This window comes from Kineosporia sp. NBRC 101731 (genome assembly GCF_030269305.1).
Classification (GTDB): Bacteria; Actinomycetota; Actinomycetes; order Actinomycetales; family Kineosporiaceae; genus Kineosporia.
Map to the genome: position 1 here is coordinate 13,117 of NZ_BSTC01000015.1, position 24,924 is coordinate 38,040.

General features: G+C 69.2%; 23 protein-coding genes. 18 read left to right on the forward strand and 5 right to left on the reverse strand.

What is annotated here, in order from left to right:
• Positions 1-34: 34 nt before the first annotated feature.
• From QSK05_RS29925 to QSK05_RS29955, 7 genes are all read left to right on the forward strand, one after another.
• Positions 35-1,936 carry a putative bifunctional diguanylate cyclase/phosphodiesterase gene (locus QSK05_RS29925; protein ID WP_285600726.1) on the forward strand — a complete coding sequence of 634 codons (1,902 nt, stop codon included), beginning with the start codon at positions 35-37 and terminating at the stop codon, positions 1,934-1,936.
• Between the two features lie 70 nt (positions 1,937-2,006).
• Positions 2,007-2,543, forward strand: a complete 537-nt coding sequence (locus QSK05_RS29930) for an RNA polymerase sigma factor (protein WP_285600727.1) — start codon at positions 2,007-2,009, stop codon at positions 2,541-2,543.
• Complete coding sequence (locus QSK05_RS29935; protein WP_285600728.1) at positions 2,540-3,337, forward strand: zf-HC2 domain-containing protein; 798 nt, start codon at positions 2,540-2,542, stop codon at positions 3,335-3,337. Before QSK05_RS29930 ends, QSK05_RS29935 begins: the two co-directional genes overlap by 4 nt.
• Before the next feature lie 69 nt (positions 3,338-3,406).
• Positions 3,407-4,210: an ATP-binding cassette domain-containing protein gene (locus QSK05_RS29940; protein ID WP_285600729.1), complete on the forward strand. Its 804-nt coding sequence runs from the start codon at positions 3,407-3,409 to the stop codon at positions 4,208-4,210.
• Positions 4,207-4,800 (forward strand): hypothetical protein, encoded by a 594-nt coding sequence (locus tag QSK05_RS29945; RefSeq protein ID WP_285600730.1) that lies wholly within the window; start codon positions 4,207-4,209, stop codon positions 4,798-4,800. The genes QSK05_RS29940 and QSK05_RS29945 overlap by 4 nt, the downstream gene beginning before the upstream one ends.
• Positions 4,797-6,197: a hypothetical protein gene (locus QSK05_RS29950; RefSeq protein ID WP_285600731.1), complete on the forward strand. Its 1,401-nt coding sequence runs from the start codon at positions 4,797-4,799 to the stop codon at positions 6,195-6,197. The genes QSK05_RS29945 and QSK05_RS29950 overlap by 4 nt, the downstream gene beginning before the upstream one ends.
• Positions 6,198-6,225: 28 nt before the next feature.
• The gene (locus QSK05_RS29955; protein WP_285600732.1) at positions 6,226-6,714 is read left to right on the forward strand and encodes an LURP-one-related/scramblase family protein; all 489 of its coding nucleotides are present in this window, start codon (positions 6,226-6,228) and stop codon (positions 6,712-6,714) included.
• On the opposite strand, the gene QSK05_RS29960 is transcribed toward QSK05_RS29955, so the two are convergent.
• Entirely contained in the window at positions 6,711-7,775 is a 1,065-nt protein-coding gene (locus QSK05_RS29960; protein ID WP_502879832.1) for a LacI family DNA-binding transcriptional regulator, read from the reverse strand. The genes QSK05_RS29955 and QSK05_RS29960 overlap by 4 nt on opposite strands.
• Positions 7,776-7,874: 99 nt before the next feature.
• Here QSK05_RS29960 and QSK05_RS29965 point away from each other — a divergent pair, with 99 nt between their 5' ends.
• The 11 genes from QSK05_RS29965 to QSK05_RS30015 all read left to right on the forward strand — a co-directional run bounded on the left by QSK05_RS29965 (position 7,875) and on the right by QSK05_RS30015 (position 19,718).
• Positions 7,875-8,801, forward strand: a complete 927-nt coding sequence (locus QSK05_RS29965; RefSeq protein ID WP_285600734.1) for a carbohydrate ABC transporter permease — start codon at positions 7,875-7,877, stop codon at positions 8,799-8,801.
• A gap of 1 nt (position 8,802) precedes the next feature.
• A complete protein-coding gene (locus tag QSK05_RS29970) occupies positions 8,803-9,735 on the forward strand; it encodes a carbohydrate ABC transporter permease (protein ID WP_285600735.1) in 933 nt (310 codons plus the stop codon).
• 98 nt (positions 9,736-9,833) lie between these two features.
• Entirely contained in the window at positions 9,834-11,195 is a 1,362-nt protein-coding gene (locus tag QSK05_RS29975; protein WP_285600736.1) for an ABC transporter substrate-binding protein, read from the forward strand.
• 89 nt (positions 11,196-11,284) lie between these two features.
• On the forward strand, positions 11,285-12,844 hold the full coding sequence (gene arfA / locus QSK05_RS29980) for an arabinosylfuranosidase ArfA (protein ID WP_285600737.1): 1,560 nt from the start codon (positions 11,285-11,287) through the stop codon (positions 12,842-12,844).
• Positions 12,837-14,576 (forward strand): glycoside hydrolase family 35 protein, encoded by a 1,740-nt coding sequence (locus QSK05_RS29985; RefSeq protein WP_285600738.1) that lies wholly within the window; start codon positions 12,837-12,839, stop codon positions 14,574-14,576. Before arfA ends, QSK05_RS29985 begins: the two co-directional genes overlap by 8 nt.
• A 167-nt stretch (positions 14,577-14,743) precedes the next feature.
• Entirely contained in the window at positions 14,744-15,922 is a 1,179-nt protein-coding gene (locus QSK05_RS29990; RefSeq protein ID WP_285600739.1) for a Nif3-like dinuclear metal center hexameric protein, read from the forward strand.
• Between the two features lie 185 nt (positions 15,923-16,107).
• Entirely contained in the window at positions 16,108-16,848 is a 741-nt protein-coding gene (locus QSK05_RS29995; RefSeq protein WP_285600740.1) for a zinc ribbon domain-containing protein, read from the forward strand.
• Positions 16,806-17,492: a histidine phosphatase family protein gene (locus tag QSK05_RS30000; protein WP_285600741.1), complete on the forward strand. Its 687-nt coding sequence runs from the start codon at positions 16,806-16,808 to the stop codon at positions 17,490-17,492. Before QSK05_RS29995 ends, QSK05_RS30000 begins: the two co-directional genes overlap by 43 nt.
• 286 nt (positions 17,493-17,778) lie before the next feature.
• The gene (locus QSK05_RS30005; protein WP_285600742.1) at positions 17,779-17,979 is read left to right on the forward strand and encodes a DUF1737 domain-containing protein; all 201 of its coding nucleotides are present in this window, start codon (positions 17,779-17,781) and stop codon (positions 17,977-17,979) included.
• A 4-nt stretch (positions 17,980-17,983) separates the two neighbouring features.
• Complete coding sequence (locus QSK05_RS30010; RefSeq protein WP_285600743.1) at positions 17,984-18,400, forward strand: rhodanese-like domain-containing protein; 417 nt, start codon at positions 17,984-17,986, stop codon at positions 18,398-18,400.
• A gap of 115 nt (positions 18,401-18,515) precedes the next feature.
• Positions 18,516-19,718, forward strand: a complete 1,203-nt coding sequence (locus QSK05_RS30015; RefSeq protein WP_285600744.1) for an O-succinylhomoserine sulfhydrylase — start codon at positions 18,516-18,518, stop codon at positions 19,716-19,718.
• Between the two features lie 42 nt (positions 19,719-19,760).
• Here QSK05_RS30015 and QSK05_RS30020 read toward each other — a convergent pair whose 3' ends face one another.
• The 4 genes from QSK05_RS30020 to QSK05_RS30035 all read right to left on the reverse strand — a co-directional run bounded on the left by QSK05_RS30020 (position 19,761) and on the right by QSK05_RS30035 (position 24,529).
• Positions 19,761-20,246: a RidA family protein gene (locus tag QSK05_RS30020; protein ID WP_285600745.1), complete on the reverse strand. Its 486-nt coding sequence runs from the start codon at positions 20,244-20,246 to the stop codon at positions 19,761-19,763.
• The gene (locus QSK05_RS30025) at positions 20,243-21,790 is read right to left on the reverse strand and encodes a pyridoxal phosphate-dependent decarboxylase family protein (RefSeq protein ID WP_285600746.1); all 1,548 of its coding nucleotides are present in this window, start codon (positions 21,788-21,790) and stop codon (positions 20,243-20,245) included. Before QSK05_RS30025 ends, QSK05_RS30020 begins: the two co-directional genes overlap by 4 nt.
• Positions 21,791-21,882: 92 nt before the next feature.
• Positions 21,883-22,671: a YaaA family protein gene (locus QSK05_RS30030; protein WP_285600747.1), complete on the reverse strand. Its 789-nt coding sequence runs from the start codon at positions 22,669-22,671 to the stop codon at positions 21,883-21,885.
• Between the two features lie 97 nt (positions 22,672-22,768).
• A complete protein-coding gene (locus tag QSK05_RS30035; protein WP_285600748.1) occupies positions 22,769-24,529 on the reverse strand; it encodes a bifunctional metallophosphatase/5'-nucleotidase in 1,761 nt (586 codons plus the stop codon).
• Between the last annotated feature and the right edge of the window lie 395 nt (positions 24,530-24,924).

Genomic DNA, 24,924 nt, shown 5'->3' on the forward strand with positions numbered 1-24,924 from the left:
AACAGTTGTGTCCTGTCCGGAGGGGGGAAGCGACGTGGCGGTGGCACCGGCCATGCCGTGGGCCCAGTCGACCGGCCGTCCCCGCCGGGGCCGACATCGGCTCCCGGATCAGGAGGTCTCCCAGCCGGCTCCCCTGGCCGGCTGGGCGAAGGCCATTCTGGCGGACATCGCCGTCCCGGCCGTCACCATGTCGCCGGACATGCGGGTCTCGGAACTGGACGACTGGTTCCGGGGCAACCCGCGTACGACCACCGTCGTCGTGCCGCTGGAGTCGGGCCCGATCGTGGTGGACCGCGCCTGGTTCGACCGGTGGGTCTCGGGGGCCCTGGGCTACGGCCGGTCGGTGTTCAAGCGGATGACCCTGGCCGACCTGGACGACGTACCGAGCATGTTCCTGACCGCCGACACGAGTATCGACGCGGCCGCGGCCGTGGTCACCGACGAGGCCCCCGGCGAGGAGGCCTCGGTGACCACGGTCGGGGTGATCGCCGCCGACGGCGCCCTGATGACGGTCTCGGTGACCACCCTGTTCCGCGCCCTCTCGTACAGCTACGCCTACCAGGCCCGCCACGACGTCCTCACCGGTCTGCCGAACCGGGCCTCCCTGATGGAGTGGATGCGCGGTCACGACGCCCGCACGGGCGACGTGACCGTGCTCTACATCGACCTGGACCGGTTCAAGGACGTCAACGACAGCCTGGGGCACGCCGTCGGCGACCAGGTGCTGCGGATCTTCTCCGAGCGGCTGCAGAACATCGCCCGGTCGGACGACCGGGTGGCCCGGCTCGGTGGTGACGAGTTCGCGATGGTGCTCGCCGGGGCCCTGACCCCCGAGGAGTCGCGCTCGGTGGCCGAGCGGATCGTGCACGAGGCCTCGATCCCGTTCAGCGTCACGGTCGACCACGGCGACGGCCAGCAGGTCGACGCGGTGGCCAGTATCGGTGCCAGCGTCGGGGTGGCCCGCGCGGACTCGATGATCTCCTCCGGGGTCAGCCTGGAAGATCTGGTCTCGCAGGCCGACCTGGCGATGTTCCAGTCCAAGTCGCACGGCCGGGGCCGGGTCACGCACTTCGACGCCGAGGTGCTGGCCACCCGGGGGTCGCAGACCGAGCTGCGGGCGCGTCACCACATGGAACGCCGGCTGCGCCAGGCCATCGCGGCCGGCGAGCTGCGCCTGCACTACCAGCCGCTGGCCGAGCTGGCCAGCAACCGGATCGTGGGGGCCGAGGCGCTGGCCCGGTGGGAGGACGCCGAGCTCGGCCCGGTGTCGCCCGTCGTGTTCATCAAGCTCGCCGAGGAGACGGGCCTGATCATCGATCTGGGTCGCTGGGCCCTGAACACCGCCTGCCAGGAAGCCGCCACCTGGCCCATGTTCGAGTCGGCGGACGGTATCCGGCGCCGGATGAAGGTCACCGTCAACGTGTCCGCCGTGCAGCTGTCCCAGCCCTCGTTCGTGCGCGACGTAGCGCAGGCGCTGGTCGACTCCGGGCTGCTGCCACGCACGCTCTGCCTGGAGATCACCGAGACCGCGGTGATCGGTGACATGCACGCCACCGCCAAGAACCTGCAGGAGATCCGCGACCTGGGGGTGACCGTGGCGCTCGACGACTTCGGCACCGGGTACTCGTCGCTGACCATGTTGCGTGACCTGCCGGCCGACGTGGTGAAGATCGACAAGTCGTTCATCGACAAGATCGCCGTGGAGGCCTCCACCGACAGCGTGCTCGCCCGGCTGGTCATCGAGACCGCGCACTCGCTGGGCATGAGTGTCTGCGCCGAGGGGGTGGAGACGAACGAGCAGGCCGAGCGGCTCGCCGACATGGGCTGCGACACGCTGCAGGGCTGGCTGATCTCCAAACCGCTCGCCGGCTCGGAGGCCTTCACCGAGTGGCTGCCCACCGCCGTGTTGCCCGAGGCCCTGGGGCCGCGCCGCTGACCTGCAGCATGTGACCTGGATCACGGCCGCCGGGAAAACCGGTTCCCCGGTCGCTGTCGACTCTCCTGGTGTGGACGAGACATCCGAGGGCGAGCTGATCCGCCGGGTCGCCCGCGGCGACCGGGCCGCCTTCGACCAGTTCTACCGCCGGACGGCTCCCTGGCTGACGGTGCGGCTGCGGCGTCGCTGTGCCGACCCGGAACTGCTGTCCGAGGTGGTCCAGGACACCTACGTGGCGGTCTGGCGTTCGGCGGGCAGCCTGGCGCCGGTGGCGGGCGGGGCGCAGACCCTGGGCTGGCTGTGGACGATCGCCGCCCGGCGGCTCGTCGACGGGTTCCGCGCCCAGACCCGGCAGGCCCGCGTACCGGTGGCCGCGGTCGAGCCGGTGGCCCCGGCCGCCGAGGACGAGGCCCTGGCCGGCGGACTGGGCGGTGGCCTGGAGAAGGCCCTGCTCGACCTGCCCCCGGAACTGCGCCGCGTGCTCACCGCCATGGTGCTCGACGGCCTGACGGTGCGCGAGACCGCGATCCTGCTCGGCCTGCCGGAGGGAACCGTGAAGACCCGGGCCCGGCGGGCCCGTACCGCCCTGAGGGAGGCACTGTCATGACTCACCCGGCCACTCACCCGGACCAGTCCTTGATCGCCCGCTACGCGACCGGCGACCCCGGGGTGGACGACGCGACGGTATGGGCCCTGGAGGCCCACCTCGAGTCGTGTGCGGGCTGCCGGTCCGGCCTGGCCGGGGCGCTGGCACCGGACCTCCAGGGGCTGCTCGACCGGACGTCCGCCGGCATCCACGCCGCGATCGGGGGCGGGCCCGCTCCGGTCCCGGTCCGCCGCGGGCACCGCCGGATGACGACGGCCCGGCTGTGGCCCTGGCCCGTCTCGGCCGGGGTGCTGATACTGATGGCGCTGGGCCTGGACCGGATCTTTCCCCAGATGCCTTCACCGGTAATGCTTCTGGCTCCGGTCGTCCCGCTGATCCCGGTGGCCGCGGTGTGGAGCCGGCCCCTGGACCCGGCCTGGGAGCTGACGGGTTCGGCACCCCGCGGCGGACTGTGGATGCTGTTGCGCCGGACGCTGGCCATGATGCTCGTCCTGCTGCCGGTTCTCACGGTGGCCGGTCTGCTGACCGGTCATTCGCCGGCGGTGTGGCTGCTGCCCGCCCTGGCCCTGACTGCCGGCAGCCTGCTGGCGGGGCAGCTCGTGGGCGGGGTGGACCGGGCCGCTGTCGCGCTGGGCGTGATCTGGGCGGCGGCCGTGGTTGCCCCCAGCTTGCGGGACCGGCACACGTCGGTGGTGCTGGCCGCCGACGGCCGGATCTGGTGGGCGCTCGTCACGTTCGCCCTCGTCGCCGTTCTCGGGGCCCAGATCCGACACCGCGGCGACTTCGCGCACTGAGCAAAAACTTTCGTGCACTGCGCAAGAACTTTCGCGCATCGACTCATAGCCACTGTCTGGAGAGCTTTCATGCGAACCGTCCGCGCGACCGACACCGCGCCGCAGACCTACCGATGGTCGATCGAGGCCCGCAACCTCACGGTCAAGGCCGGCCGGCACCAGGCCGTCAACGGTCTGGACCTGAGCCTGGGCATCGGTGTGCACGGTCTGCTCGGTGCCAACGGTGCCGGCAAGACCACTCTGATGCGCTGTCTCGCCACCGTGATCCAGCCTGCCGGGGGAGAACTCAGCCTGCTCGGCGCCGAGGTCTCGCGCAGTTCCCGACTGCGCGGGATCCGCCGCGACCTGGGGTACCTGCCCCAGGCCTTCGGCTACTACCCGCGATTCACCGTGCGGGAGTTCGTCGAGTACGTGGCCTGGCTGAAAGAAACGCCCGCACAAGACATCCCGGGGGCCGTGCAGCGCGCGGTCGAGCGGGTCGGGCTGGAGGCCAAGGCCGACGCGAAGATGAAGTCGCTCTCGGGCGGCATGCTGCGCCGGGCCGGCATCGCCCAGGCCATCGTCAACGACCCCGCGGTGCTGCTGCTCGACGAGCCGACCGTCGGTCTGGACCCCGAGCAGCGCCTCGACTTCCGCGACCTGCTGCGCACTCTCGGCACCGAGAGCTGCCTGCTGGTGTCGACCCACCTGGTCGAGGACGTGGCGGCGGCCTGCACCGACGTGGTGATGATCCACGAGGGCCGGACCGCCTGGACCGGCACGCCCGAAGAGCTCGCCGCCGCCGGGGCCGACGGCGCGCCCGGCGACAGCCCGACCGAGCGCGGCTACGCCACGGTGCTGGGTCGCTACCGCCAGCAGCAGGCCCTCCGATGAGGTGGACGACGCTCTACGCCCGCTCCCGGCAGGTGCCCCGGTCGCTGTTCGTCGCGATCGCCGCCGCAGCCGTGGCCTGCCTGCTCTGGGCCGTGTTCAGCGACGACCCCACGGTCGGCGACCGGTTGATGACGACGGGCGTCATGCTGGGGACGGCCGCGCTCGGGCTCACCCTCGGTACGTTCGACGAGGAGCTGAACCGCACGGCGGCCCACCACTGGCCGCTGCGCCGCGCCCTGCACCTGCTGCTCGCCCTCGGCGTACTCGTGGCCCTGGCCCTGGCCACCCGTCTGGGCCCCGCCCATTTCGCCCCCTTCCCGACGGTGCTGCGCAACGTCGTCGGCCTGCTCGGCCTGACGGCGCTCGGCGCCGCCGTGCTCGGCGCCGACCTGTCCTGGCTCGGATCAGCGGTGTGGACCCTGGTCTGCGTGCTGCCGTTCGGCGGGCCGAGCCCGGACGTTCTGACCCAGATGGCGACCTGGCCCGTGCAGACCTCCGACGCGACGGCCGCGACTGTCAGCGCGGTGGTGCTGGCGCTCGCCGGGGCCACGGCCTACACCTTCTACGGATGCCCGGAGCGTGCGGCATGAACCACCTGAACCGGATCATCGGCATCGAGACACGGCGCTCGGGAGTGGTCCCGGTGGCCCTTCTCGTGGCCGTGCCCATGGTGGCCCTGATCCTCACCACCGTCTCCAGTTTCGAGGGGCGGTGGCTGCCGCTCGCCGTCACCGTGCGCACGATGCTGCAACTGGCGCTTCCCCTGGTCGTCGGCGGTGGGGCCTGGCTCGGGATGCGGGAGCACCGGCATCACCTGGGCGAACTGCTGGCCAGCAGCCCCCGGTCGCGGGCGCGGCGGATCCGGCCGCTGGCGATCAGCCTGGCCGGGCTGGTGACCGTGGCCTACCTGACGGCCTTCGCGGCGGGCCTTCCCCGGGTGCTGGGCCGGGCGGTCTACGTGCCGATGGCCACGCTGCCGGTGACGGCCGTGGGCGCACTCTCCCTCGTGGCTGCCGGCTGGCTGGGCCTGGCGGCCGGCCGGGCCGTTCCCCGGCTGATCCTGATCCCGGTGCTCGTGGTGCTGTCGGCCGGGCTCACCGGGATCGTGCCCAGCCTCGTCCAGGACTCCTACTTCGGGGTGGACCAGCGGGACTCGGTGCCCGCCGCCCTGTGGCTGACCCCGGTCTGGACCTTCACGGTGCCGGACTTCGACACCGTGACCGGCCGGACCAGCCTGCTCCAGGCGATCGCGCTGCTGGGCCTGGCCGTCACCGGCCTGCTGCTGGCCTCAGTCGGTCGCCGGGGGATCGCACCCGCCCTGGTCCCGGCGGCGGCCGGGCTGGCCGGGGCCGCGCTGCTGCTCCCGGCGTCGGGCAGCGCCGCGCTCGCCGACGACGCCCGGGCCTTCGCCCCGCGGTGCAGCGACGCCGGCCCGCAGATCTGTGTCAGCACGGTGCACGCCTACCAACTGGACGAGATCACGGCCCCGGCCCAGCAGGTGCTGACCCGTCTGGCGGTCGTGCCCGGTGCACCCACCCGGGCGGCCGAGTCGAGGATGGACGACCGGTCCGGCCGGCCGGTGACGGATCGCGCCGGCACGATCTCGTTCACCGATCCCTACGCCACCTACCGCTCGGACGAGGGGTTCAGCGTCCGGGCGTTCCAGCAGGGTCTCGCCGACCAGGCGTTCCTGCCGGACTGCGACGTCAGCGTGATCAAGGACGACTACGACCTGGGCGTGGCCGTGATCGGGGCCTGGCTGGCCGGGTCCGGATCCCTGCTCGAGCCGCACCCGGACGACAACTTCGGCGACCGCGTGGTGCTGATCTGGGACACCGACGAGATCGACCGGGGCGACCGGGCGATCCAGGCACTACGGACCCTGCCCGGGGCCCGGCAGACGGACCTGGTGCGTCAGGTCTGGACGCTGACCCGGACCTGCCGCCCGGAGGCCATGACAGCCCTCATGGCACTGGGGAAGGCGTGACGGATGAGCTCGCGGCACAATGATCGTCATGTACCTGATCAAGGAACGTTTCTTCGACATCGGTGACGACTTCGACATCACTGACGAGGACGGCCGTCTGGTGCTGCACGTCGACGGCAAGGTCATGAGTCTGCGCGGGCGGCTGGTGATCGAGGACCCCTCCGGCCAGGAGGTGGCCTCGGTGCACCGGCAGCTGATCTCCCTGCGCGAGACCTACACGATCACCGTGGGCGACCAGAAGGCCGCCGAGGTGAAGAAGAAGTTCTTCACCCCGTTCGGTGACCGCTTCACCATCGACGTGCCCGGACCGGACGACCTGACCATGAAGGGCAACCTGCTCGACCACGAGTACTCGGTCGAACGGGGCGGCCGGGAGGTCGCGAACGTGTCCAAGCGGTGGTTCAAGATCCGTGACACCTATGCCGTGCGGGTCGCCGAGGGCGAGGACCACTTGCTGATCCTCGCCTCCGTCCTGGCCCTCGACATGGCGGGCTCCAGCAAGAAGGACGACGACTAGACAGCCGGGGGAGCTGTGCTCTCCCGCAGCACCAACTGGGTGGGCACCAGCACGTTCGCGGGCGTGCTGGTGCCCTGCCGGATCCCGTGCAGCAGCATCTCCACGCTGCGTCGCCCGACCCCCTCGAAGTTCTGCTGCACGGTGGTCAGCGGTGGCCAGAAGTTCTTCGCCTCGGACATGTCGTCGAAGCCCACCACACTGACCTGCCCCGGTACGGCCCGCCCGCGCTCGTGCAGGGCCCGCAGCACGCCCAGCGCCATCTGGTCGTTGGCGGTGAAGACGGCGGTGACATCCCGGTTCGCGGCCAGCACGAGTCCCGCCCGGTAGCCGGAGTCGGAGGTCCAGTCGCCGTTGACCGGCGCCGGCACCGATCGGCCGTGATGGAGCAGGGTGTCGGACCACGACTGCCGACGGCGGGTGGCCGAGTAGGAGTTCGCCGGCCCGGACACGTGCCAGACCGTGGCGTGCCCCAGGTCGAGCAGGTGCTCGGTGGCCAGCCGGGCGCCCTCGGACTGGTCGGTGTCGACGATCGGGTGCGGAAGGTCGGCCCCGGCGTCGATCACCACGACCGGCAGGCCTGCGGGCCAGTGCACCTCGGCGGTGTCTATGAGGGCAGTCTCGATCACGATGATCACGCCGTCGACCGCCTGCCGGTGCAGCCGCGCGAACGCCCGGGTGACGTCTTTCTGGGAGGGACGCCGAACGGGTATCAGGGTGAGTGAGTAGTTGTGGTCCGACGCGGCCATGGCGATGGAGTCCAGCGTGCGCATGTTTCCGAACGACGAGAGCGTGAACATAATCACGCCGATGTTGCCGAAGCGGCCCAGTCGCAGAGCGCGAGCGGCATTGTTCGGGTGGTAACCGACCTTGCGCATTGCGTCCAGTACACGACTGCGCGTGCCCTCGTCCACGTTCGATCGACCGTTCGCCACGCGGGAGACTGTCTGCCCGGAGACCCCGGCCTCCCGGGCCACATCTGCCATGGATGGGCCGCGTCGGCGAATTCCTGCTTCCACGGTGGGGCTTTCGTGTGCTTTTACCGTGTCTTCGGGGGGCGTCATCGTCGTCGGCCCGTGGTGATGTTCACGTAAACATGCTAGCTTCCCCACACCAAAATGTTGACGTAAACATTCTGGTGTTCTTTCCAGAGAGGTAAAGAGATGACGATGGCGTCGGGCACCGCTCGCACGGTCCCGCCCTCGCGGCCGCCGGTACGGCGTAAGTCGCGCAAGGACTGGCGTGGCTGGATTTTCGTCGGACCGTTCATGGCTGTCTTCGCTCTGGTCTTCATCGCGCCGTTGGTCTACGCGATCTACCTGAGCACCTTCCGCAACCAGCTCATCGGCGGGAACAGCTTTGTCGGGCTCGACAACTACACGCAGCTGCTCCATGACGCGAGCTTCTGGCACGCGCTGCTGCGCGTCCTGCTCTTCCTGGTGATCCAGGTGCCGATCATGCTGGCCATCGCGCTCGGTGCGGCGATGGCGATCGACAGCGCCCGGCTCTACGGCGCGAACCTGTTCCGGATCGCACTCTTCCTGCCCTACGCTGTGCCGGCTGTCGTGGCCGTGCTGATGTGGGGCTTCATCTACGGTGACCAGTTCGGCCTGGTCGGTCAGCTGAACGAAGCGATCGGCACCGGGCTGAACCCGTTCGACAGCAGCTGGATCCTGATCTCGATCGGCAACATCGTCACCTGGTCGTTCGTCGGCTACAACATGCTGATCTTCTACACCACGCTGAAGACGATCCCGGCCGAGCTCTACGAGGCCGCGGAACTCGACGGTGCGGGCCAGTTCTGGATCATCCGCGCGATCAAGCTGCCGGCCCTGCGCGGGTCGATGGTCATCGCGACGATCTTCTCGATCATCGGCAGCTTCCAGCTCTTCAACGAGCCGAACATCCTGCGGCCGCTGGTGGAGAACATCATCACCACCGACTACACCCCGAACATGTACGCCTACAACCTGGCCTTCAGTGGGCAGCAGCAGAACTACGCCGCCACCGTCGCGATCGTGATGGGCGTCGTCACGGCTGTCATCGCGTACGTGGTGCAGCTGCGCGGTTCGCGGACGGAGGACCTCTGAGATGAGCTCGCCCACCATCACCCGGGCGCAGGCCCGGAACCGTAACAAGGCCAGCCGGCACGCCCGGGGCGCCAAGGACCCGGGTCGCCCCGGGGCCCAGAAGTCCGTCGCGCTGACCATCCTCATGGTCGCGTTCCTGGCCTACACCGTGCTGCCGCTGGTCTGGCTGGTGATCAACGCGTCCAAGACGCAGGCCGACCTGTTCGACTCGTTCGGGCTGTGGTTCTCCGACTCGTTCGCCCTGTTCACGAACATCGGCGACACGCTGTCGTACAACGACGGCATCTTCGTGCGCTGGATCCTGAACACCCTGCTCTACGTGGTGGTCGGCGCCGGTGGCGCGACCCTGCTGTCCGCCCTGGCCGGATACGGCCTGGCCAAGTTCCGGTTCCCGGGCCGCAGCGCGGTGTTCGCGATCGTCCTGGGCGCGGTCGCCGTGCCCGGCACCGCCCTGGCCGTCCCGACCTTCCTGATGTTCAGCAAGATGGACCTCACGAACACCCCGTGGGCCGTCATCATCCCGTCGCTGATCAGCCCTTTCGGCCTCTATCTCATGTGGACCTACGCCGTGGAGGCTGTACCCAATGAGATTCTCGAGGCGGCGCGGGTCGACGGCGCGGGGGAGCTGCGGACCTTCTTCACGATTTCGATACGGCTCCTGGCCCCCGGCATCGTGACGGTGCTGCTGTTCACTACTGTGGCGACCTGGAACAACTACTTCCTGCCACTGATCATGCTGAGCGACCCGGATTGGTACCCATTGACCGTCGGTCTCAACCAATGGAATGCCCAGGCCCAGAGTGCCGGATCACAGCCGATCTTCAACCTGGTCCTGACCGGATCGCTGCTGTCGATCATCCCGATCGTCGCCGCGTTCCTGGTCCTGCAGCGTCAGTGGCAGTCCGGTCTGTCTGCCGGAAGCGTCAAGGCCTGAAGTAGCTGCTCCACGCGATCAGCCAACTCCCCGTCGTCCCGGCGTACCCCCCTGCGCCGGGCTCCCGTACCACAGCGAAGTGAAGGGAACACCCCCCGATGTCCCGTAAGTTCCGTAACCCCCTGACGCGATTGGTCGTCGTCACCGGCGCCGTCCTCGCGCTCGGCTCCCTGGCCGCCTGTGGCGGCGGCTCCAGCTCCGGCAGTGACGAGGGAACGGTCGCCGGTACCCAGGCCGACCTCGACGCCGCGCTCACCAAGGGCGGCGAGATCACGTACTGGAGCTGGACGCCCTCGGCCAAGGACCAGGTCGACGCGTTCCAGAAGGCCTACCCCAAGGTCAAGGTCAAGCTCGTCAACGCCGGTACCAACACGGACCAGTACACCAAGCTGACGAACGCGATCAACGCCGGCTCCGGCGCCCCGGACGTGGCCCAGATCGAGTACTACGCGGTGCCGCAGTACGCGCTGTCGGACTCGCTGCTCGACCTGAACACCTACGGCATGAACGAGCTGGAGTCGTCGTACACGGCCTCGACCTGGGGCTCGGTGTCGGTCGACGGCAAGCTGTACGGCCTTCCGCAGGACTCGGGCCCCATGGCGATGTTCTACAACAAGAAGGTCTTCACCGAGGCCGGTGTCACCAAGGCTCCCACCACGTGGGACGAGTACATCGACGCGGCGAAGAAGATCCACGCCAAGAACCCGAAGAACTACATCACCGCGGACAGCGGTGACGGCGGCTTCACCAGCAGCATGATCTGGCAGGCCGGCGGCCACCCGTTCAACGTGGACGGCAACACCCTCAACGTCAACTTCGATGACGAGGGCACCAAGAAGTTCACCACGATGTGGAACCAGCTCCACACGGCCGGACTGCTGTCCGACACCCCGGGCTGGACCGACGAGTGGTTCCGTGGTCTGACCGACGGCAGCATCGCCTCGCTGATCACGGGTGCCTGGATGCCGGGCAACCTGGAGGCCAACGCCGCCGGTGCGTCCGGTGACTGGGCCGTCGCCCCGATCCCGACCTACGACGGCGCCACCGCTGTCACGGCCGAGAACGGCGGCTCTGCGCAGTCCGTCATCAAGCAGAGCAAGAACCCGGCCCTGGCCGCGGCGTTCGTGCGCTGGCTGAACCACGACCCGGCCAGCATCGAGATCTTCCTGAAGAGCGGCGGTTTCCCGTCGACCACCGCCGAGCTCGGCGACCCGGCCTTCACCGACACGAAGTCCAAGTACTTCGGTGGTCAGGAAGTCAACAAGGTTCTGGCCGCTGCGGCCAGCACCGTCGCGCCGAACTGGAACTACCTGCCGATCCAGGCGTACGCGTTCACCATCTTCGGTGACACCGCCGGCAAGGAGTCCTACACCAAGAACGGCGACATCAACGCCGGTCTGGCGAAGTGGAAGGCTGCGATCGACACCTACGCGAAGCAGCAGGGCTTCACCGTCAAGTAGTTCTGCACGAGAACGGGCCGGGCTGCACCATGGCCCGGCCCGTTCTTTGCCCAAAAACGCTCTGAGCAACAGCAGGAACGAGGTAAGCGATGATCCCGGTCGACCTACGGGTCCACCTCGGCGAGACGGTGGCGGCGGTTCCGCCCCGGTTGTTCGGCGGTTTCGTCGAGCACATGGGCCGGTGCGTCTACCAGGGCATCTACGAACCGGGTCACCCCAGCGCGGACGCCCACGGATTCCGTGAGGACGTCCTGGAGCTGGTCCGCGAGCTCGGGGTCACTGTGGCGCGGTACCCGGGTGGCAACTTCGTGTCGGGCTACCGCTGGGAGGACGGCGTGGGCCCGCTCGCGCAGCGGCCCGTGCGTCTGGAGGCGGCCTGGCACAGCACCGAGACCAACGAGGTCGGGCTGCACGAGTTCGCCGGCTGGGCCGACCGGGCCGGTGTCGAGGTGATGCAGGCGGTCAACCTGGGCACCCGGGGCGTTCTGGAGGCCGGTGACCTGCTGGAGTACTCCAACCACCCCTCCGGCACCGCGCTCAGCGAGCAGCGCCGCACCAACGGCGCCGACGAGCCGTTCGGCATCACCCTGTGGTGCCTGGGCAACGAGATGGACGGTCCCTGGCAGATCGGGCACAAGACGGCGGACGAGTACGGCCGCCTGGCCGCCGAGACCGCCCGCTACATGCGTTTTCTTGACCACCGGGTCGAGCTGGTGGTGGCCGGCAGCTCGAACATGGAGATGCCGACCTTCGGGGAGTGGGAGCGCACCGTTCTGCGGCACACCGCGGAGCTGGCCGACCACATCTCGGTGCACGCCTACTACGAGGAGAGCGACGGCGACGTCGCCAGCTTCCTGGCCTCCGGCGCCGGGCTGGACCGCTACCTCGACACGGTCGCGGGCATCATCGACGAGGTCCTTCTCGAGCTGGGTCTGGACAAGAAGATCGGGATCAGCGTCGACGAGTGGAACGTCTGGTACCAGCGCGACTGGAACGAGAACCACAAGGACGCCGTGCTCTCCGGCGACTGGCCGCAGGCCCCGCGGCTGATCGAGGACGAGTACAACGTCACCGACGCGGTGGTCGTCGGCTCGCTGCTGATCTCCCTGTTGCGGCACAGCGACCGGGTGTCGATGGCCAACCTGGCCCAGCTGGTCAACGTGATCGCCCCGATCCGGTGCGAGCCCGACGGTTCGGCCTGGCGTCAGACCACCTTCTTCCCGTTCGCCCTGACCTCGGCCCGCGGCCGGGGCCGGGTGGTCCGCTCCGATCTCACGGCGCCCACCGTCGGGACGAGCCAGTACGGTGACGTCGACATGGTGGACGCGGTGAGCGTCGTTGCCGACGACGGTTGCGTCTCGCTGTTCGTCGTCAACCGTTCCACCACCGAAACGGTGTCGCTGACCACCGAACTGACCGGCGCGTCCCTCATTCTCGAGGACGCCCAGGTGCTGACGGTGCCGGAGGGTGGAGACCGCTTCTCCACCAACACCCAGACCTCGCAGCCGGTCGCTCCCGTGGCCCTCGACGGCGTCCACTGCTCGACGGCCGGTGACACCACCCGGCTGTCGATCACCCTGCCTCCCATCTCCTGGTCGGTGCTCACGCTGCGCCCGGCTGCCGCTGTGAAAGAGAACTCCCTTGTCTGAACTGACCATCGGTGAGAAGGACTTCCTTCTCGACGGCGAGCCCTACCAGATCCTCTCCGGTGCGCTGCACTACTTCCGGGTGCACCCGGACCTGTGGGCCGACCGGATCCACAAGGCCCGCCTGATGGGCCTGAACACGATCGAGACCTACGTGCCCTGGAACGCGCACTCGCCCTCGCGGGGCGAGTTCGTCACCGAGGGCGGCCTGGACCTCGAGCGCTTCCTGAAACTGGTCGCGGCGGAAGGCATGCACGCGATCGTGCGGCCCGGCCCGTACATCTGCGCGGAGTGGAGCAACGGTGGCCTGCCGCCGTGGCTCCTGCGCATTCCGGGCATCGGGCTGCGCCGCTCCGAGCCGCAGTACCTGGAGGCGGTCACCGAATATCTGGAGTCGGTCTACCGGATCGTCGCCCCGCTGCAGATCGACCGGGGCGGCCCGGTTTTCCTGGTCCAGATCGAGAACGAGTACGGCGCCTACGGTTGCGACAAGGAGTACCTGGCCGAGCTGGTACGCGTCACCCGCGGGGCCGGTATCACCGTGCCGCTCAACACGATCGACCAGCCGCAGCCGGACATGCTCGCGGACGGTAGCCTGCCCGGTCTGCACATGACGGCCTCGTTCGGGTCGCGCAGCACCGAGCGGTTCAAGACCCTGCGGGAGTTCCAGCCCACCGGGCCGCTGATGTGCATGGAGTTCTGGAACGGCTGGTTCGACAGCTGGGGCTTCCACCACCACACCACCACGGTGGAGGACTCCGACACGGCCCTGGACGAGATCCTCTCGGCCGGTGGCTCGGTGAACTTCTACATGTTCCACGGTGGCACCAACTTCGGGATGACGAACGGCGCCAACGACAAGGGCGCCTACGTGCCGCTGGTGACGTCGTACGACTACGACGCGCCGCTGGACGAGGCGGGCAACCCGACCGCGAAGTACCACGCGTTCCGCAAGACCATCGCCAAGTACGCGCCGGTGCCGGACGAGGTGCCGGCGGAGGCGAGCGCCGCGCCCACCGTCTCGGTGGAGCTCACGGCCGGGGCCGGTCTCCTGGGGCTGGCCGGCTCGCTGGGCGAGGTCGTGACGGCCGAACACGCCGCGACGTATGAGGAACTGGCACAGGACACCGGCTTCGTGCTCTACGAGACCTCGATCGGGGGACGGGCACCGGGTGTGCTCACCCTGGACGAGGTGCGCGACCGGGCCTACGTCTTCGTCGACGGGGTGCCGGTGGGTGTGCTGGCGCGGGACTCGCACGAGAGCTCGATCCGCCTGCCGCTGGCCGGTTCCACCCTGACGATCCTGGTCGAGGACCAGGGACGGGTGAACTACGGCCCGCGGCTGGGCGAGGAGAAGGGCCTGATCGGTGAGATCCGGCTGGGTGGCGAGATCCTGACCGGCTGGAGCGCCCGTGCGCTCGATGTCGACCGGCTGCCGGAGCTGGAGTTCGCCGGCTCCACCGACCACGGGCCGACGGTGCTGACCGGTGAGTTCGACCTCGACGAGCCGGCTGACCTCTTCCTCGACACCACCGCCTGGGGCAAGGGCCTGGCCTGGGTCAACGGCTTCAACCTGGGCCGCTACTGGCGTCGGGGCCCGTCGCAGACCCTGTACGTGCCGGGGCCGGTGACGCGGGCGGGCCGCAACCGGATCGTCGTGCTCGAGCTCGAGGCGATGACCGGGCAGACCGCCACGTTCGTCGACGGACTGCGCCTGGGGCAGATCGAGTTCTGAGTTCCCGGTGTTTCTTGGTGTTTCTTGGTGGGACGGGCCGGCCCGGTCCGTCCCACCGAACCTGGTTCCGTCAGCTTCCATCAGCTTTGACCAATGTCTTTGGACGCTTGTCGAAGACCACGCCAAGTCATGACACATGAACGCGCTGTGCCCGATAGAGTCTGAGAGTGACCTCCGAAGCCGTTTCTCCTTCCCTCGCCGACGTCATTGCCGTCATGGAGCGGATGTACGACCCGGCCTGGGCGCGTGACTGGGACGCCGTGGGTCTCGTGTGCGGCGACCCGGGCGCGCAGGTGCGGCGGATCCTGCTCGCGATCGACCCGGCTCCGGCGGTCATCGAGGAGGCGCTCGCCTGGCGCGCCGACCTCCTCATCACTCATCACCCGCTGCTGCTGCGCGGCGTCCACGGCGTGCCGGTCACCACGCCCAAGGGCCGCACGATCCACCAGCTCATCCGCGGCGGCTGCGCGCTCTACACCGCGCACACCAACGCCGACGCGGCTGCGCCGGGCGTCTCCGACGCCCTGGCCCGGGTGCTCGGCCTGACCGACCTGGTGCCGCTGTCGGCCGACCCCGCCGACCCGGTGGACAAACTCGTCACCTTCGTGCCCGAGACGGCCGTGGAGAAGGTGCTCGACGCCCTCTCGGCGGCCGGCGCGGGGGAGATCGGCGAGTACGAGCGTTGCGCCTGGACCGCGGTGGGCACGGGCACCTTCGTGCCGGGTTCCGGCGCGAGCCCCGCGGTCGGGTCGCCGGGCGAGCGCGAGACGGTCCAGGAGCGGCGCATCGAGATGGTGCTGCCCCGCCGGCGCCGTCACGAGGCCCTGGCCGCGCTGCGCACCGCGCACCCGTACGAGGTGCCCGCCGTCGACCTGTACGAGCTGGCCGCCTGGTCGCGCCCCCGGGGTATCGGCCGGGTCGGCACGCTGGAGCAGCCGACCAGCCTGCGCGAGTTCGCCATGCTCGTCGCCGAGGCCCTGCCCAGCACCTCCCAGGGGGTGCGCGTGGCGGGTGACCCGACCGCCGAGGTGCGCCGGGTGGCGGTCTGCGGAGGCGCCGGTGACTCCCTGTTCGACGCCGTGCGCGCGGCCGACGCCGATGTCTACGTGACCGCCGACCTGCGGCATCACCCGGCGTCCGAGGCCCGTGACGCCGCCGGTGACGGCCCGCCCTATCTCGTCGACGTGGCTCACTGGGCCAGTGAATGGCCATGGCTGGCCGGTGTTTCCAACCGTCTGGAGGGTGCCCTGGCCGATGCCGGGCAGCCGGTGGAGGTACTCGTGTCCACCCGCAGTACCGACCCGTGGACCTTCCGCGTCCCGAGCCCGGGCAGCATGGTCCGCTGAGAGCGGGGCTCCGGGGCCACCACCTACTGCGGGGCACTTCGTAGCGGTGTTCTCCGTGGGCCCCATCGGGCTTGCCGGGCGGCCACCGGGCACCTCTACGCCACGGCGGTGACCCCGGGGCCCCGCCCTCCCCTAAGCTGGGCTCATTCCGGGGGGATGTTTCGGCTAGGAGGATTATTTCTGTGGTGACCGCGGCGGCTCAGGATCAGTGGCGGCTGCTGGACGTGCAGGCGCACGACATCCGGCTCACCCAGATCGCGCACAAGCAGCGTTCGCTGCCCGAGCTCGCGAAGATCGCCGAGCTCGAGAAGAAGCTCGCCGACGTCGACGACGTGCTGATCAAGGCCCGTACGGTGGCCACCGACGCGGCCCGCGACCTGACCAAGGCCGAGGGTGACGTCGAGCAGGTGCGTCAGCGGGTCGCGCGCAACCAGGCCCGTCTCGACTCCGGTCAGGGCAACTCCAAAGATCTCCAGGCCATCCAGCACGAGCTGGAGAGCCTGGCGCACCGGCAGGGTGTGCTGGAAGACGCCGAGCTCGAGGTGATGGAGCGCCAGGAGACCGCCGAGGCGGCCGTCCGGGGTGCTACCGAGAAGCGTGAGCAGGTCGTCGCCGAGATCGCCGTGGCGGCTGCCGCCCGCGACAAGGCCCTCGAGGCCCTGACCGACGAGAGCGACGCCGAGGCTCGCGACCGCGAGAACGCCGCTGCCGGCATCCCGAAAGACCTGCTCGCCCTGTACGAGCGCATCCGGGCGACCAGCCACGGCGTCGGTGCGGCCAAGCTCTACCAGCGCCGCTGTGAGGGCTGCCGGATGACCCTGCCGCCGAACGACCTGGCCCGTATCCGCAACGCCCCGCAGAACGAGGTCGTGCGCTGCGAGGAGTGCAGCCGGATCCTGGTGCGCACGGCGGAATCCGGGCTCTGAGCACAGCAGGCCCGAGCGACCTGAGCACAGCCGACCTGGGTGAGCCGCTCACCCTGCACCTGGTCCGGCACGCGAGCACCGCGGTCACCGGCCAGGTGCCCAGCGGTGGCGACGAGATCGGCCCGGAGCTGACCGGCGAGGGGTTCACCCAGGCCCACGCCGTGCGGGTCGGGCCGGCCGACGCTTTGCTCACCTCACCCATGCTGCGGGCGCGCCAGACCGCCCAGGCGCTGGACCTGGGCGTGCCGACGCAGGTCGCGCCGGAATGGGCCGAGCTGCGGCTGGGTGACTGGAACGGTCTGCCCTACCGGGAGATCGCCTCCCGCTGGCCCCACGAGTACGCGCTGTGGCACGGGTCGGCGTCGGCGCGGCCCCCGGGTGGTGAGTCGGTGCTCGACCTGAAGAGCCGGATCGAGGACGCCGTGGCCCGGTTGCGTTCGGAGCACGCCGGCCGGTCGGTGGTCGTGGTCACGCACACCGGCCCGATCCGCGCCGCGGTCGCGAGCGCCCTCGACGCCGGCCTCCAGGCCTTCTGGCGCCTGCGCATCGACCCGGCGAGCGTGACGACCCTGAGGTTCTGGGCCGACGGCGGGGTCGAGGTGGCGTCGGTGAACGCAGCCCCCACCCGCCCAACCTTGTCGTGATCAGGCAAACCTTCCCCGTGTGCGGCGAGCATCCCCATGCCCTTCTTCGTGATCAGGCAAGGTGTCCCCGGGCGCGGCGAGTATCCCTCCAGCCCTTCTCCGTGATCATGCAAAATCTCCCCAGAGTTCTAGAACTGTGGCGGCCAGAGTTCTAGAATGCCGGGGAGGTTTTGCATGATCACGGACGGGCTGAGTGGGGTTCTCCTTGCCGTTCTGGTGGGTTGATCACGCATGCGAATGGGTCCTGGTCTTATGGCTGTCGGGGGGCTGAGGTAGAACTGGGTCCGTGGCAGACGACGATCGGCTCAGGTACAGGTTGCTGACCGGCCCCGACGACCGCTCGTTCTGCGAGCGCGTCAGTGCGGTGCTGGCCGAGGGGTACGAGCTGTACGGTCCGCCCACCCTGACCTTCGACGGTGAGCGGGTGGTCGCCGGGCAGGCCGTGGTCCTGCCCTCACCCGCCGTGGCCAACATCCTGGAGGCATGACGACATGGCATACGCCGGTGATCTTTCCCCCGAGCAGGCCTGGGAGCTGGTGCAGTCGAACCCGGCCGCGGTGCTGGTCGACGTGCGCACCCGGGCCGAGTGGTCGTACGTCGGGGTGCCCGACCTGACCGCCCTGGCCAAGGACGTGGCCCTGGTGGAGTGGACGACCTTCCCCGAGGGTGCGCGCAACGGTGCCTTCCTCGACCAGGTGGGCGCCGTCTCGTCCGACAAGTCCGCGCCGGTGCTGTTCCTGTGCCGTTCGGGGGTGCGGTCGGTGGCCGCCGCCGAGGCCGCCACGGCTGCCGGTTACACCCAGGCGTACAACATTCTGGAAGGCTTCGAGGGGCCGCCCGACGGCCAGAACCACCGGGGCAACTCGGCCGGCTGGAAGGTGCGGGGCCTGCCCTGGAAGCAGGGCTGACCCGGCTGTCCGGGCTGACCCGGTTGGTCTGGCCGGTCCGCAACCGGCTACCTACGGCACCCGGCGGATCCTCGCCGGATGCGCAGAACGTCCACCATTTTCGAGAGACGAGCAGATGACCAACGACACCCCCGATACCCCCGACACCCGCCGTCCCGCCACGCTCAGCGTGCGGGGTGGCCTCGTCCGGTCGAACTTCGCGGAGATGTCCGAGGCACTGTTCCTGACGCAGGGCTACACCTACGAGTCCGCGGGCGAGGCCGAGTCCGCGTTCAAGGGCGAGCTCGACCACTTCGTCTACTCGCGCTACGGCAACCCCACGGTGTCGATGTTCGAGGAGCGCCTGCGGCTCATCGAGGGCGCCCCGGCCGCGTTCGCCACCGCCACCGGCATGTCCGCGGTGTTCAACGCCCTGGCCGCGCTGCTGGGCGCCGGTGACCGGATCGTGGCGTCAAAGGCGCTCTTCGGCTCGTGCTTCGTCATCCTCGACGAGATCCTGCCGCGCTGGGGCGTGGAGACCGTGTTCGTCGACGGTCCCGACCTGGCCCAGTGGGAGAAGGCCCTGAGCGTGCCCACCCAGGCGGTGTTCTTCGAGTCGCCGTCCAACCCCTCGCAGGAACTGGTCGACATCCGCGCCGTCAGCGACCTGGCGCACGCGGCGGGAGCGAAGGTGGTGGTGGACAACGTGTTCGCCACCCCGCTGCTGCAGAAGCCGCTCGAGCTGGGCGCCGACATCGTCGTCTACTCGGCCACGAAGCACATCGACGGTCAGGGCCGCGTGCTGGGTGGGGCCATCCTCGGGCCGGAAGACTTCATCAACGAGAAGGTGCAGAACCTGATGCGCCACACGGGCCCTTCGATGAGCCCGTTCAACGCCTGGGTGCTGCTGAAGGGCCTGGAGACGCTGCGGCTGCGCGTCGATCACCAGTGCGTCTCGGCGCTGCGGATCGCGCAGTTCCTCGAGGGCGACTCCCGCGTCGGCCGGGTCACCTATCCGCACCTGCCCAGCCACTCGCAGTACGAGCTGGCCAAGGCACAGATGAGTGCCGGCGGTACGGTCGTCACCTTCGAGCTCGGCTCCGGCGAGGGCCGCAAAGACACCGCGTTCGCCTTCCTCGACCGGCTCCAGATCATCGACATCTCCAACAACCTGGGTGACGCCAAGTCGATGACCACCCACCCGGCCACCACCACCCACCGCCGCCTCACCCCCGAGGCCCGCCTCGCGGCCGGCATCACCGACGGCACGGTGCGTATCTCGGTGGGCCTGGAAGACATCGACGACCTGCTCGAAGACCTCGACCGCGCCCTGGGCTGACCGGCACAGCACTGTTCGGCCGGGCTGTTCAGTCCGAGCCGTTCAGTCCACGACGGCGGCGACCGCCTCGATCTCCACGAGCTGATCGTCGTAGCCGAGCACCGTGACGCCCATCAGGGTGCTCGGCACGTCGTGGTCACCGAACGCGTCCCGCACAACCTGCCAGGCGGCCACCAGGTCCGGCTGCCGTGACGACGCCACCAGCACCCGGGTGCTGATCACGTCGGTCAGCCGGGCCCCCGCGGCCGCCAGCGCGACGACCAGGTTCTCCAGGCAGACGGCGGCCTGCCCCGCGTAGTCACCGACCGCCGCGGTGGTGCCGTCCTGGTGCAGGGGGCAGGACCCGGCCAGGAAGATCAGGCGGGCGCCCGGGGGAGCGGTGGCGGCGTAGGCATACTCGGCCACGTCGGACAGTGCCGGTGCGCGGATCAGCGTGACGGCACTCGTCGCGGCATCGGTGAGCGGGTGGGCGGTTGGCCGCCCGTCGGGTTGCGGGTCATCCGGGTTCCTGGGTCCACCGGTGGTCATGCGCCGCTCGCCCCACTGTCGCCGACCGTCGCCGTCGTGACCTGGCTCTGCACGGCGATGTCCCGGCCGGCCAGGTTTTTCGCTGCGGTCCAGACCGCTTCCACGTCAGGCCATTCCGTGGTCTCCACGCCGATCGAGATCCGCACCGTCCAGCGTCCGCCCACCACCGCGGGCGTCACCGTGCCCACGCCGCTGCGATTCAGGGCATCCGCCCAGGCCAGGGTGTGTGCGTCCAGAGCCTCGCCGCTCAGGGGGCGCCCACCGGCGTCTTCCGTCCCGCGCTTCACCACCGGCTCGTGCCGCACGCACACGGTCTGCAACTGCACCGGTGCCACCACGGTCCAGCCCGGTTCCGCCGCGACCAGCGCCGCCAGGCGCCGGGCGTTGGCCAGGTCGCGGCGCAGCCGGTCCTGGATCGCGGCCACCCCGTCCAGCCGCAGGTGGAACCACAGCTTCAGGGCGCGAAAACGACGGCCCAGCGGGATTCCCCAGTCGCGGTACTCGGTCGCGACCCGCTCACCCGACACGCTGTTGCGCAGGAAACTCGGGTTCGTCGACATCACCCGCACCAGCCGGTCGGGTTCGCGCACGTAGAGCAGCGAGGTGTCGAGGATCGTGCCCATCCACTTGTGTGGGTTCCAGCCCAGCGAGTCGGCGGGCGGAACCGTTACGCCCGAAGGCGTGGTGAAACCGTCGATTCCCTCGATCATCCAGCGGTATTCGGGCAGCAGCAGGGCCGAACCGGCCATCGCTGCGTCGATGTGCACCCAGATTCCGTGCGCGGCGGCTATTTCCATGATCTCGGCGAGCGGGTCGAAAGCCGTGGTCGCCGTCGTGCCGAGACTGACCACGATCGCTGCTGGTAAGCGTCCTTCATCGACGTCTTTCTCGATCGCCGCGCGCAGCGAGGCGGTGTCGAGAGCGAAGGACGAACCGGTCGGGATACTGCGGATGTTGTCGCGCCCGAAACCAGCCAGCAGAGCGGCTTTCGGAATCGCCGAGTGGGCGTGCTCGGACGCGTAAACGGTCAGCGGCGCGGGCAGCGACTGCATCCCGCCGCGCTCGCTGACGTAGTCGGCGGCGCGCTCGCGGGCGGCCAGCAACGCGACCAGGCAACCGGTCGACGCGGTGTCCTGGATGACGCCCTTCCAGCCCTCGGAAAGACCGGTGAGCTGCCGCATCCAGTCGCAGACCACCCCTTCCAGCTCGGTCAGCGCGGGAGCCGACTGCCAGGAGATACCCAGCGCCCCGATGCCCGACGAGGTGATGTCGCCGAGAACCGAAGCGAGAGAGGCATTCGAGGGGAACCAGCCGGTGTGCCGCGGGTGCTGCACCATCATCAGGCCGGGCACGATGATCTCGTCGAGATCCTTGAGCAGCGAGTCGATCCCGACCGGATCCGCAGGAGGGGTCGAAGGCAGCGCGTCCGTCACCTCGCCCGGTTTCACCTGCGCCTGCACCGGCAGATCGGGGACGCGGGTGCGGTAGTCGGCAATCCAGTCGATCAGCTGATGACCGGCGACACGGAACTCCTCGGGGGTCACGGCACCTCTCCTCGTTCGTGATCATGCGAAGGTTCCCCGGCGGGGGCGCGATCACGGGGAATGTTTGCATGATCACGGGGGATGGAGGGGACTCAGTCGCGCAGGATCACGTCGAGGGTCCAGGGGGCGCCGGGTCGGGCCGGCTCCGTCAGCTCGGAGGGCCAGCGACCGGCGATGACCGGGAGCAGTTCGGGCACCGAGCGTGGATCGGCATCCTGTTCCAGCAGGAACCGGGTGACCTCACCGCGGGTGTGCTTGGCCAGATGACTCACCACCGAGCGCTTGCCGGCGGTCTCACGCAGCACCCGCACCGCGACGGTGCGCGCGGCCACGTCGGCGGGGAACGACGAGACCGGGGCGGCGGCCACGTAGGGACCGGACCGGCAGTCGACGATCACGCCGCGCTTCCCGGCGGCCGCGGCCAGCACCCCGGGCAGCTCACCGCGCCAGTGCCGGGCCAGCGGGCCCAGGGTGGGGAGTTCGCCGTCCATCGACAGCCGGTACGAGGGCACCTTGTCGCCGGGGCGCAGGACTCCCCACAGCGCCGAGATGACGAGCACCCGCCTGTTGCCCCGCCGGCGGGCCTCGGGGGAGAGCGTGGCCCAGTCGAGAGCGTCATAGAGGACGCCGGTGTAGACCTGGTGGGCCGGTCGGGCCGGGGCGGTGTGCAGCGTGAGGTTACGGGCCACCTCGTCGGTGAGAGACGCGCCCACGCCGAGCCGTTCGAGAGCGTCCGGGCGGGCGCTGACCTCGGTGAGTGCCTCCAGCACCTGCTTGCGCAGATCGGTCAGTTCGGGGAACGACAGCTGATCGACCGCGACGGCCGTACCTCGTTTCGGGGGAACGGCCTTGGATTCCGAGGGGGGTAGCAAGACGAGCACGCCGGGAGTTTACGTCGTCCACAACCAACGTCGTGATCATGTGAACTTTCCCCGGGAAAGTTCACATGATCACGAACGAAGAAAGAGCAGACGCGGGTTACAGGGACTTGATCCGGGTGCCGTGCGGCAGGCCCAGGTTCGGGTGCTTCTTCAGGTACTGCGCCAGGGCGTCCCGCTCGAGCACCCCGGTGACCTTGTTCGTACCGTCCTTGAAGCCCTTCAGGCTGCTACCACCGTTGGAGAAGAAGTCGATGGTCGTGACCCGGTACTTCTTCGCCGCGTACATGCGCCGGCCGTTCAGGCGCATGTCGCGGATCCGGATCAGGTGACCGCACTTCTTGTCCATGTCGAAGCTGTAGTAGAAGCTCTTGCTGACCTCGATGGGCATGCGGTTGTCGTTGTCCACCGCGGCCTCCTGGCAGAACGTGCTCTCCAGCATCGCGTCGATCTGGGTGCCGGTCATGGTCATCGTGACCAGGCGGAACCCGAACGGCTGGGCGTCGTAGACCTGGCCGTAGGTGACCTTGCCCTTCTCCAGGTTCATCCGGGCCAGACCCCGGTTGATGATCGAGATCTGCGCCCCGCCCTTGGACTTCGGCTTCGTGGCGGCCAGCTGGGCGTCGGCGATGGTGCGGCCCAGGTACGACTCACCGTTGCGGGTCAGGGTGCGGGTGAGGTCTTGCTTGAGCGTCGTGACCTTCTTGCCCGCGATCTTGTCGGTCGCCTTCTTGTAGCGGTTCACCACCGTGCGCACGCTCTTGCTGCTCGTGCCCGAGTGGTTGACGACCACGTTGCCCGCGCTGATCTTCGTGACCTGGTGCGTGGACGTGTTCATCGTGACCTTGATCTTGGTCAGCAGCCGCCCGTACGACGCCGAGCTGGTCAGCAGCGTGCCGTTGACCTTGCAGATGAAGGCCTGGTGGGTGTGGGCGCTGAGCACGGCGTCCACCGAGCCCGCGACCTGCTGCGTCAGGTCTTTCACCGGGCCGGCCAGGTTCACGCAGGAGTTGATCGGGCTGCGCGGCGTCGGGTCGGCGCCGTTGTGGGTCATGGCGATGACCGCGTCCACCCCCTGGGCCCGCAGCTGCTTGGCCAGCTTCTTGATCACCGGGGCCTCGGCGACGAACTTCACGTCTTTGATCCCGGCCTTGTCGACCAGGTCGACCGTGTCGGGGGTGACCGTGCCGATGATGCCGATCTTCGCGCCGCCCACCTTCTTGATCACGTAGCCCGGCAGCATCGACGTACCGGTTTTCTTGCTGATCACGTTGGCCGCGAGCATGTCGAACGAGGCGCCCTTGAACGTCGGCGATACGGGGGAGCAGCCGTCGGTCGGGTGACAGCCCCCGTTCACGATGCGCCGCAGCTCGGCCGTGCCCTCGTCGAACTCGTGGTTGCCCACCACGGCGACATCGACGAACTTGTTCATCGACTCGATCGTGCCCTCGTCGTGGTAATACCCCGAGATCAGCGGGCTGCCGCCGATCTGGTCACCGACCGAGAGCACCAGTGAGTTCGGGTTGTCCTTCTTCGCCTTCGCGATCTTCGCGGCCAGCCAGGCCACCCCGCCCGCGGTGACGTAGCCCGCGCCCTTCGAGGTGGAGGTCTTCGCGCTGATCGACAGGCCGTCCGAGGTCATGTGCCCGTGCAGGTCGTTGAACGCCAGCAGCTGGGCGGTCACGGTCTTCGCCGCGGCCTTCGTCTCGATGGTGGACGTCGTGCTCGCCGGCGCGGGAGCCGTCGCGTGAGCGGTGGTGGTCGCCCAGGTGGTGATCCCGATGGTCGCCGCCACGCTCAGCGCGATGCCCACTCTCGCCCGTCGGCCCTTGCCGCCCGTCGCCCCGTCTGAAGCAGTCATGTCCCGTACCTCCGTGGAGCTCGTCAGGGAGGGGGGCGGTCCACCTGGATGCACCCCCGTCCCACCAAGCTTGTCCACATCCGTGAAGCTCCGGGTGAACGAACGTGTGCAGTGAGCGACCAGTAGGCGAAGGGAAAGATGAGGTGTTTTAGGGCCAAATGACGCGCGGGGCAGGGATGAAGTGGGGGAGTCGTGCAGGTGAACGAGAAGGCCGGGACGGGAAGGCATCAGTGTCGTCCGGGGTCATCCGGGGGCGGTCGAGGGCGGTGGCGGTGGGGTGCAGGGACCCGGCGCCCCTCGATGGCCGTGATCGTGTGCATTCGTTGTGGTGACGGCGCAATGAAGGCACACGATCCGGCGGAACCGGGGAGGGTTGCGCGTGGTCGACAGTGCAG